Origin of the sequence: Thalassolituus sp. UBA6592, assembly GCF_002433655.1 — a bacterium.
Classification (GTDB): Bacteria; Pseudomonadota; Gammaproteobacteria; order Pseudomonadales; family Oceanobacteraceae; genus Venatoribacter.
Genome location: NZ_DJIO01000151.1, coordinates 23847 through 32946, shown reverse-complemented (window position 1 = coordinate 32946; position 9100 = coordinate 23847). Strand labels below are relative to the sequence as shown.

Annotated in this window: 8 protein-coding genes; 2 read left to right on the top strand and 6 right to left on the bottom strand. The window is 52.6% G+C overall.

Translation table 11 applies throughout. The features are described from left to right. Window positions 1-206 precede the first annotated feature (206 nt). Genes B2Z72_RS15295 through B2Z72_RS15280 form a run of 4 tightly spaced genes read right to left on the bottom strand, consistent with a single transcriptional unit; the run spans window position 207 to window position 5126 of the window. Window positions 207-611, bottom strand: coding sequence for a DUF4150 domain-containing protein (locus tag B2Z72_RS15295; RefSeq protein ID WP_296980169.1), 405 nt, complete (start codon window positions 609-611; stop codon window positions 207-209). A gap of 30 nt (window positions 612-641) precedes the next feature. Continuing rightward, window positions 642-1253 carry a DUF3540 domain-containing protein gene (locus tag B2Z72_RS15290; RefSeq protein WP_296980170.1) on the bottom strand — a complete coding sequence of 204 codons (612 nt, stop codon included), beginning with the start codon at window positions 1251-1253 and terminating at the stop codon, window positions 642-644. A gap of 16 nt (window positions 1254-1269) precedes the next feature. Next, the gene (locus B2Z72_RS15285) at window positions 1270-2349 is read right to left on the bottom strand and encodes a pentapeptide repeat-containing protein (protein ID WP_296980173.1); all 1080 of its coding nucleotides are present in this window, start codon (window positions 2347-2349) and stop codon (window positions 1270-1272) included. Next, window positions 2337-5126: a DUF2169 domain-containing protein gene (locus B2Z72_RS15280; RefSeq protein WP_296980175.1), complete on the bottom strand. Its 2790-nt coding sequence runs from the start codon at window positions 5124-5126 to the stop codon at window positions 2337-2339. The genes B2Z72_RS15285 and B2Z72_RS15280 overlap by 13 nt, the downstream gene beginning before the upstream one ends. Before the next feature lie 355 nt (window positions 5127-5481). Between B2Z72_RS15280 and B2Z72_RS15275 the strand changes: the two genes are divergently transcribed. Together B2Z72_RS15275 and B2Z72_RS15270 are read left to right on the top strand one after the other, a co-directional pair. Beyond that, entirely contained in the window at window positions 5482-6357 is an 876-nt protein-coding gene (locus B2Z72_RS15275; protein ID WP_296980178.1) for an alpha/beta fold hydrolase, read from the top strand. A gap of 160 nt (window positions 6358-6517) precedes the next feature. After that, window positions 6518-6643: a hypothetical protein gene (locus B2Z72_RS15270; RefSeq protein ID WP_296980179.1), complete on the top strand. Its 126-nt coding sequence runs from the start codon at window positions 6518-6520 to the stop codon at window positions 6641-6643. 70 nt (window positions 6644-6713) lie between these two features. Here the strand turns inward: B2Z72_RS15270 and B2Z72_RS15265 are convergent, their stop codons facing one another. Together B2Z72_RS15265 and B2Z72_RS15260 are read right to left on the bottom strand one after the other, a co-directional pair. After that, window positions 6714-8063 (bottom strand): 8-oxoguanine deaminase, encoded by a 1350-nt coding sequence (locus B2Z72_RS15265; protein WP_296980180.1) that lies wholly within the window; start codon window positions 8061-8063, stop codon window positions 6714-6716. Between the two features lie 322 nt (window positions 8064-8385). Next, window positions 8386-9033, bottom strand: coding sequence for a TetR/AcrR family transcriptional regulator (locus B2Z72_RS15260; protein WP_296980181.1), 648 nt, complete (start codon window positions 9031-9033; stop codon window positions 8386-8388). Window positions 9034-9100: the final 67 nt, after the last annotated feature.

Here is a 9100-nt window from a genome sequence, read left to right as displayed (position 1 = left end):
ATGCGCAAGCTGGTGCAGATTTGCTTTGGTGTTGTAAAACACCAGAGCGAATACCGCCCACAGGTACCGGTTTAAGGTGTTGTGGACGGCTGGGAGAGATGGTATCTACAAAAGCAACGGTTCATGCCGATGTATGGTTACATCAGTATCCGTCGTAGGGTGGGCTCCGCCCACCAAAAATTTACTGCATTAATCGCCAACCCGGCTTATTTCAACACCAACACTTTCACCTGCGACGGCACTATGGTCGCGCCGACCATATTAAAACTGCTGCCATTCTGGCCGGTCATGCTGGTTAATCGTGCGGCGGGTTTGCCACCGAACATGGTGGCCATGCTGCCCATCATATATTTGGTTGGTCCCATAATCATATGGGATGCCACGCCGCCGCCAACACCTGGCTGATCGCCGTTGCTCAGAGGAATTTTGGTACCAAGATTATGGGCCGGACCACCTGAAATAAGCACTTTCATCGCTGTGGTTGGTGGAATGGCCATCATGCACATGGAAATATTCGGATAAGGAATCGGCACCATGGCCGGACCGACCGGTGTCAGGCAAACATCGGGAATTGCGTTGTTGGTTCCACCTACGGAGCAATTAGCAAACATAATATATTCCTTTTATTTTTCCCTTGGGCATCAGCCCATGTGGATCCGGTCGCCGTTGATTTTAACGTCTTTTTTCGCTGAAATATCCGCCTGTTCTGAACGCTGCAGGAACAGGTTCTTCACATTCTGAATCAGGTCTTTGGCTTTGACCTGTTCGATACGTTCGATGATGCGGATGCTGTCACGCATACGGGCGATCATCTGGCCGATGGATGATTCTGCGCTTTCCGCTTTAAAAGAAGCTTTGCTGGCGTGTACATCCAGCGCCTGGCTGTTCATGCGGGTCTGTAATGTCGTCAGCTGGGTTTCGGTATTAACGATATTCAGCTGGCTGGATTGCAGGCTGATATCCGCCGCAGACGATAAGCGGATACCATTGTTGTTTTCGATGCTGGCCATTTCATCGGACTGGCGGCGCAGAATATCGAGAATATAATTCTGGCCATCCGGTGATGGCAGAAAGCTGACCCAGTCGCCAGTCACCGGAGTATAGGTGCAGGAAAAAGCTTTCAGCGCCATAACGCTGCCGGCCTGATGCTGGTGGATGATGTATCCGTGTTCGGTCACGGCCTGTACTTCACCAAACAGCAGATGGGACTGACGGTTATTCTGCAGCAAAGGTGATACGTGTTGGCTGGTCATATTCTTTCTCCTTTCATCAGGCTTTGACTGATTTCGGCTTCCATAAATCGGCTTTTTCACGCTTTTCGTCGGTTGGCAGTGCTTTTGATTTTGAGCTGCCGGACCAGATGGCCCCGTTGTCGATGATGGCGTGGAGATTGGTGCGTACTAATTCTGCACCGGAAAAATCGGTATAGCTGAGTACGGCGTAACTGAGATCTGCGTAGGTGAGATCGCATTTTTTAAACAGGGTGTTCTGCATGATGGCACCGCTGGCCATCAGCTGAATCATCGTGCTGTCGCTGAAATCGCAGGCAGACAGATCGGCTAACTGCAGGCTGGCCTGACTCAGGTTGCATTTGGTCAGGGTGCTGCCGGTCAGCTGCGACTGATAAAACATCGCGCCCGTGGCGGTTGCTCCATCAAAGCGGCTTTGTATCAGATCCGCCTCAACGAAAAACACCTGAGTCAGGTTGGCGCCGGTGAAATTGCAGTTACGCAATTTAGCTGAGCGGAACTGGGTCATAGCCAGGTGCATATCAGAAAAATCCTGACCGCTGAGTTCTGGCTTTTCGAAGATCGCCTGCTGCAGGTGCGCATGGCGCAGGTTAATGCCTTCCATTTCACATTCAATAAAGGCGGTGCGCTCCATCTGCGCTTCAATAAAGCGGCTGCGGTTTACCTGAGTCTGATTGAACACCGCAAAGTAGAGCTGGCACTGACTGAAGTCGGTATCGTTCGCCTGACAGTTAATGATATTGGTTTCCGGCATAACCGAGCCGGTAAAGCGGCATTGTGTCAGATTGCACTCTACCAGGTTGACTGATTCAAACTGGCAGTTCTGCAGATCAGAAGCCGGCAGCTCACAACCGGTGAAATTACATTCCTGCCACTGGCTGTTGCTGAAGCTACAGCGTTCAAACTGGCAGTTGATAAAATTGGATTGAATAAATTCAGCTTCATCAAACTGGCAGGCAGTAAATATGCAGTCAGAGAATATTCCGCCGCCAATATAAACGCCGCGATAGTCGGTCTGACTGAAGTGGTCTTTATCAAACACCTGGCCTTCACTGATGGCCTGTTGCAGTTGCTCTTTACTGAAGGTTACGACTGCCATTTAGACGGCCTCCAGTCTTCCAGTTTTGATCCATCCATATTTGAACCTGAAAAATCCGTATTGCCGGCAACGGCACCCATAAACTCAACGCCATAGCAGTTGCTGTTGCGCATGTCGGCACGCTGCAGGTCGGCCTGCATCAGGGAAGCCTCCATCAGATTGCAGTTGCTCAGGTCTGCGCGCACAAAGCGTGTATTAATACATTGAGACTGGCGCATATCGGCGGCGTTGAATACTGAAGATTCTGCGTTGGCACCAGTTAAATCAGCGAAGCGCAGTGAAGCTTCGGTGAAATCTGCATTGGTGATATTGGCGTCACGCAGGTTGGCGTTATCCAGTGTGGCTTTGCGGAAGTTGCTGAAGGTAAGCGTTGTTTCCATCATAAACCGGGCATTGGTTAACGTCGCTTCACGGAAGCTGCAGCCTTCCATTTTGCATTCGATAAAATTCACTGCGCTGAAGTCGGCACGGTCAAATTTTGCGCCGGATAACGTGCAGTTCATAAAGGTAGCGGATGGCAGGCGGCTGTCGCTGAAATCAGCGTCACTGAAGTCGGTGCCGATAAAGGTTGGCTCGTCGAATTCTGTATTGGCCAGTTTCGCTTTGGTGAAGATCACTTCCAGCGAATTCATTACCGTCAGGTGGGTATCACTGAGATCGGCTTCAGTGAAGTTGGCGCCACTGTATTCACAGTCTTTCAGCTGTGCGCCGTTAAGACGGGCGCGGGTCAGATCGGCGCCACCGATACTGGCGTTGCTGAGATCGCAGCCACTGAGGTCGGCACCAATAAAACCAGCCCGTGCAGCAATGCTGCCGGAAAGATTTGCGCCACGCAGATCGCATTGGTCAAAGCGGCATTGTTCGAGGAAGCAGTCGCTGAAGTCGATGCCGCGCAGGTTGCGGCCAGTGAAGTCGAGACAGGCGTAATCCTGACCTTTGTGTGATAACCCCTGTTCCTGCCGCTGCTGAAAGACGGCCATCTGTTCCGCCGGATCAAGTACCGGGCGGCCATGCCCCATACTGTGTGCTCCCAGCCGATAGGCTTCGCGCATGCTCGCCGCACTTTCCAGCAGATTTTTTTCCATTTCTTCCAGATCAATATCCGGCATATCCGGTACATTGATACCGGCGCTGCGTGCTCTGTCCTGATGGTTCTGCATAGCGATTTTGGCATCGCGTAATTGGTTCAGCATATCCTGCGGATTTTGTGGGCGCGGCAGCTGAGGCGGTAAATCCATATTGTGCAGAGCTTTTTCCAGCGCTTCCCGAACCTGCGGAGAATCCTGTAGTTCTTCAAGCTGATCCTGCAGTTGTTTGCGCGCCTGTTCTTTCTGGAATTGGGCGTATTCTTCGCTCAGGGAGGACAGTTCATCAAAGGCGCGGAAGTCGATTTTCTGTAAATCGACTTTGCCGTCCGGCGAGCTGGCTCCGGGCACGAGCTTTTCCAGCACTGCGTCAAAGCGTTTTTGCCATTCGTCTTTTTCTGGTGTGCTCATGGCTTTGGCGATCTGAGCTTCCAGTTGTGTTGTGTCGAGGCCTTTATCTTTAAACGACTGCAGCATATCGGCCAGTTGGCTCTGTACCTGAGCGCGGGCTTCTGCTTCTTCACGCAGTGCACGGTTTTTCATATTGTCAGCGATCAGCTGCACCGGCTCTTCATCAATCTGAGTCATACGGGCGATGGAGCAGGGCATGCCGTCGGGAATCAGATCTTTGGTGGTCAGGGCATACTGGATACTGAATTCCGGATGGGTACGTCCTACCAACGACTGATGATAATGTTCTTTCGAACGGGCTTCCTGAGCTTTGGATTCGTACGCTGACATCAGATAGCGGTATTCGTCTGCGTCCATGGATTCACAGGGAACAGAGCCGCGGAATACCAGCATGCCGATCTTGTGGTTCGGATAAAAAACCACGGTGTCCATACGCATCTGAACTTCTTCCACGTCTTCGGCGCGGATGTCTTCCGGCTCGATATCACGTTTGCATAAAAAGCTGCGCGCCCGGAAGGATGGCAGTGTGCCGCTGATAAATGGCTGTTCGGAATTTAAATGCTCTAGTTCGAAGGCTTCGCCACCGGCCAGATAATAATCGAAACGCTGGTCTTCGCTGGCGCAATAAAATGCTTTGAAATTAAAGTCGGCAGGAAAGCCCGGGAATGCATCGCGTTTCCAGGCATCGTTGTAGGTGCCGAGATATTGATTGCGCTGTGGCCAGTCAGGCGGAATTGCGGCAAAAGACGAAGGTGTCAGGTTTTGTCCTTTTGCGGTCATACCTTTGCCGGGTGCTTCGGTATTTGGCAGACAAATTAATTTTTCACCGAGTGGTGTCTGCTGCGGTTGGCTGCCTTTTCCTTTGGGGTTTTCGGCGACATCATTTCCGCCAAATGCGTGTTCCCAATTCAGTGGCATTTCGGTAAATGGCAGTGGCTCTGTTGCGCCAGAAATTCCGCCTGTCCAATAACGATCACCAACCACGTTTAATGATTTGCTTAATGCTGCGAGAGTAACTTTGCAGGTGAGTGCACTGACAGCCTGTTGTGCAGGAGCGCAGGCATTACCAACCACCAGATATTCGGTGCTCAGTTTTGGGCTGAATTCATCGGCGTATTGAATGGCCTGCTCTTTAAGTAAGCCGTATGCCTGACTGCCGGTCAGCGGGTAACCGCCATTAAGTGGGAAATATATCTTGCTGGTTATAACCAGATAATTTTCGCCGTTTACGGATATTGTCCGGTAACCGGATTCAATATCGAGGGGCTGAATTACGTTCACCCCAACCTCCATGTTAAGCAGAACTTCGGAGCGTGATGATACGGTGCTCACTGACACTTGGCCAGTGGTGGATAGTACTAATTAACGATCTGTTCAATGCTGGCGGAATTTTTTTCCTGATTTGTCTACTGCTTCGGATTCTGACAATTCTTTTACATTCACCTTTTTCTTTTTTATCGATTTTTCCTCAGTCTTGGCGGCACTGTTGTTCGCGGGTGTCTGGAGGGTGTCTGGAGGGTGTCTGGTGGGTGTTGGACGAGTGTCTGGTTTATGTATGACGGGTGTCTGACGGGCGCTGGACAGCAGCCTGGTTTTTTGTAACCTGTGGATTCACTCCGAGACGGAAGCCAATGCGATGACTGTGATGCAATCCCGGCACGAACTGATGATAACCACGCCGGAAGGCCCGCGCCGTATGGCCTATCAGTTATGGCAGAGCAGTGAGCGCAGCGATCAGCCACTGATCATTTGTGTGCATGGTCTGACCCGCAACAGTCATGATTTTGATGCGCTGGCTGAGGTGCTGGCGAAACAGGCCAGAGTTGTGTGCCCTGATGTGTTGGGACGCGGCGACAGTGAGTGGTTGCTGACCCCGGCGCTATACGGGTATCCGCTGTATATCAGCCAGATGCAGCAGTTTCTGGCGCAGCTGAATATCGACTATGGCAATCCTCCGCTTTACTGGGTGGGAACGTCCATGGGCGGTCTGATCGGCATGATGCTGGCGGCGATGCCCGGCGCCTGTGGTATCGAAAAACTGATTATGAACGATGTCGGGCCTTTTGTGCCTTATGCAGCGTTGGAACGGCTGGGCGATTACGTCGGTAAAGCGCCGCTGTTCACTGATGTTGCTGCGGCAGAGCAGTGGCTGCGCCGCATTGCCGCGCCGTTCGGTCCGCTCACTGATGAGCAGTGGCAGCACCTGGCGCGCTACGGTACTGAGCCTGATCCGGATAATTCCGGCCAGCTGAGGGTGCGTTATGACCCGGCGATCGCTGAAGGTTTTGCGCTGGTTACCGGTGATGTTGATCTGTCGATGGTGTGGCAGGCAGTGGTTTGCCCTGTGCTGGTCATCCGTGGCGGCGATTCGGACCTGTTGCTGCCCGAGACCGCGCGCTCAATGCTGCAGCGGGAAGATACCCGTTTGGTCGAATTTCCGGGGATAGGTCATGCGCCTATGCTGATGGCTCGTGATCAGATTAAAGCGGTACAGGAGTTCCTGAACGGCTGATCAATGGTCGTAAAAGCGCACAATGCGCCGCAGGATGTCACACTGCAGTAGTCGGATTTACCGACGGGTAACAAAAGTATTACATAGCGTTCACAATAAAAAGAACACATGTTCAGACAGAAGCTAAACTCTTTAATAAGGATTTGAAGAGGTGTCCCTTGTGAAAACGATTGAAGTCTCAGAAAGCTGTAATCCGACCGACCGTAATTTTATTAACCTGCATGTGATTGCATCGGCGGCCAGTTTTACCATGCTGATGGCCGTAGCGGCTTTTACGCTGTCGTAGAGGGCTGAAGTTCCCGGTCTGTGCAGACTCCGCTCTCTGTCCCCGGCGCGGAGTCTGATCTGATCAGCTGTCAGCCTTTGAACAGCTGCCGTGCTGCTTCCCCATGATGGGCCATAAGGGCCTGCAAATCCCCGCCCAGCCATTGTTTGTCCTTAACCTTCCATGCGCCATTGATCATCACTGCATCTGCCTGTGACGCGCCACACAGCACCAATGCGCCGAGTGCGTCGTGGGCACCGCTGAATCTTGGCTCATCCAGTTTGAACAGGGCGATGTCTGCCTTTTTGCCAACCGCCAGCTCGCCGATATCGTTGCGTCGCAGCACCTGAGCTGAGCCTTTGGTTGCCAGTGACAGGGCATCTTCATGGGTAAATTCATCAGCCTCGTAACGCAGGCGCTGAATCAGCAGAGCCTGACGCACTTCCTGGATCAGATTGCTGTGATCATTGGAGGCGCTGCCATCGACTCCCAAGCCGACCGGGCTGCCTGCTGCGCGCAGTTCTTTAACCCGGGCAATGCCTGAGGCCAGTACCATGTTAGACGACGGGCAATGACAGATACCGGTTCCGGCTGCGCCTAAGCGCTGTACTTCTTCATCGTTGAAATGAATGCCATGGGCCAGCCAGGTACGGTCATTCAGCCAGCCAACGGTATCGAGATAGTCCAGTGGACGCTGGCCGAACATTTTCAGGCAGAAGTTATTTTCGTCTTCGGTTTCTGCCAGATGGGTATGCAGGCCGACGCCGTAGCGTGCCGCCAGATCTGCACTGGCTTTCATAATGTCCTGGGTTACGGAGAACGGCGAGCATGGTGCCAGGGCGACTTCCAGCAGGCCATTGGCATCCTGTTGATGCCAGGTTTTGATCAGGCGTTCGCTGTCGTTGAGGATCTCTTTTTCGGTTTGCACTACCGAGCGTGGTGGCAGGCCGCCATCGTCCTGGCTCAGGCTCATGGAGCCACGGGTCAGGGTGGCCCGCATTCCCAGCTTCAGTGCCGTTTCTGCCTGAATATCAATGGCATTTTCCAGCCCGGCGGGGAACAGATAGTGATGATCGGCAACTGTGGTACAGCCGGATAACAGCAGTTCCACCATCGCCAGTTCGGTGGCCAGCGCATGTTGCTCCGGGGTCAGTCCGGCCCAGATCGGATACAGGGTCTGCAGCCACGGGAACAGGCGTTTGTTCATGGCTGGTGGGCAGGCGCGGGTCAGGGTCTGATAGAAGTGATGGTGGGTGTTTACTAACCCGGGAAGGACTACGTGTTCTGCAGCATCGAATACTTCATCGACGGCCACTGAGGGGGATTGCCCGGCATCCAGTACTTCAGAAATAACCGAATCGGTAATCACGATACCACCGCCAGCAGGCAGTGAATTGGCGGTAAAAATGGCTTTGGGGTTTTTAATCCAGAGGGTGGTCATGCTGATCTCCCGTGCAGTCATAGGTGACGGGGTGCTGACCGCAAATATCAACACCCAACAAATGAAATAGCCCGCATACAGCGGTCGCGTAAATCAGCAGTGACTGAGTGTTAATCTGCTGCGGCTATTTTATGCCAGCAGCTCAGGTATGCAAGTTTTTGACCGCGTGGGGATGGGGCGGAAGTTCCGGGAGCAAGGTTTGTGGGCTAGCGTTTGCGGGGTTAGCGTTTGAGAGGTGGCGTTTGAGAGGTGGCGTTTGAGGAGCAAGGTTCGTGGAGCAAAGAGAAAGGCTGCGGAGAAGGCCGGCTTCTCCGCAGAACAGTCAGCCCTGACGCGGGGCAGCCGGTGTCAGGCCGCAGCCGGTAAGGATCATATCGACCAGGAAGTCACTGACCTGTTCGATATCATCTTCGTCATATTCGCGCTTATTCGCCACTTCCAGCACCTGGGTTTCAAAGTCGGCGTAGTGCTGGGTGGTAGACCAGATCATAAAGATCAGATGCTGCGGGTCGATAGGGCGCATTTTGCCCTGATCAATCCAGCTCTGAATAACGCTGGCTTTGCTTTTGACCCACTGGCGCATATCCATACTGATGTAATCTTTCAGATAGGGAGCGCCCTGGATGATTTCCATGGCAAAGATTTTAGAAGAATTCGGGCGATTGAAGGCCAGAGCAACTTTGGTACGGATAAATCGCTCAAGAATAAAGGCCGGATCGCTTTCCGGAGACATATCAGCCAGTACCTCATTCCACATGCCGAGAATGTTCTCCAGCAGCTGGCGGTACAGATTGGCTTTATTCTTAAAATAGTAGTGGATGTTCGCTTTCGGTACACCGGCACGATCGGCAATCGCCTGCATGCTGGTACCTTTAAAACCGTGCAGAACAAATTCCTGCTCAGCGGCAGCAAGGATGTTCTCGCTGTTACGCTCGCGGATTTTACCTGTTTTATACTTCTGTGTGGTCATTCTTGTTCCATTCTGTCGGTGTCCCTCGCGCCGGCATCATATCACAGAGCACTCTGGCGTTGGGTAG

Coding starts and splice junctions, on each gene's coding strand:
- B2Z72_RS15290 (WP_296980170.1), bottom strand. CDS start 1,253: ATGACCAGCCAACACGTATCACCTTTGCTGCAGAATAACCGTCAGTCC.
- B2Z72_RS15265 (WP_296980180.1), bottom strand. CDS start 8,063: ATGACCACCCTCTGGATTAAAAACCCCAAAGCCATTTTTACCGCCAAT.
- B2Z72_RS15260 (WP_296980181.1), bottom strand. CDS start 9,033: ATGACCACACAGAAGTATAAAACAGGTAAAATCCGCGAGCGTAACAGC.
- B2Z72_RS15275 (WP_296980178.1), top strand. CDS start 5,482: ATGACTGTGATGCAATCCCGGCACGAACTGATGATAACCACGCCGGAA.
- B2Z72_RS15295 (WP_296980169.1), bottom strand. CDS start 611: ATGTTTGCTAATTGCTCCGTAGGTGGAACCAACAACGCAATTCCCGAT.
- B2Z72_RS15285 (WP_296980173.1), bottom strand. CDS start 2,349: ATGGCAGTCGTAACCTTCAGTAAAGAGCAACTGCAACAGGCCATCAGT.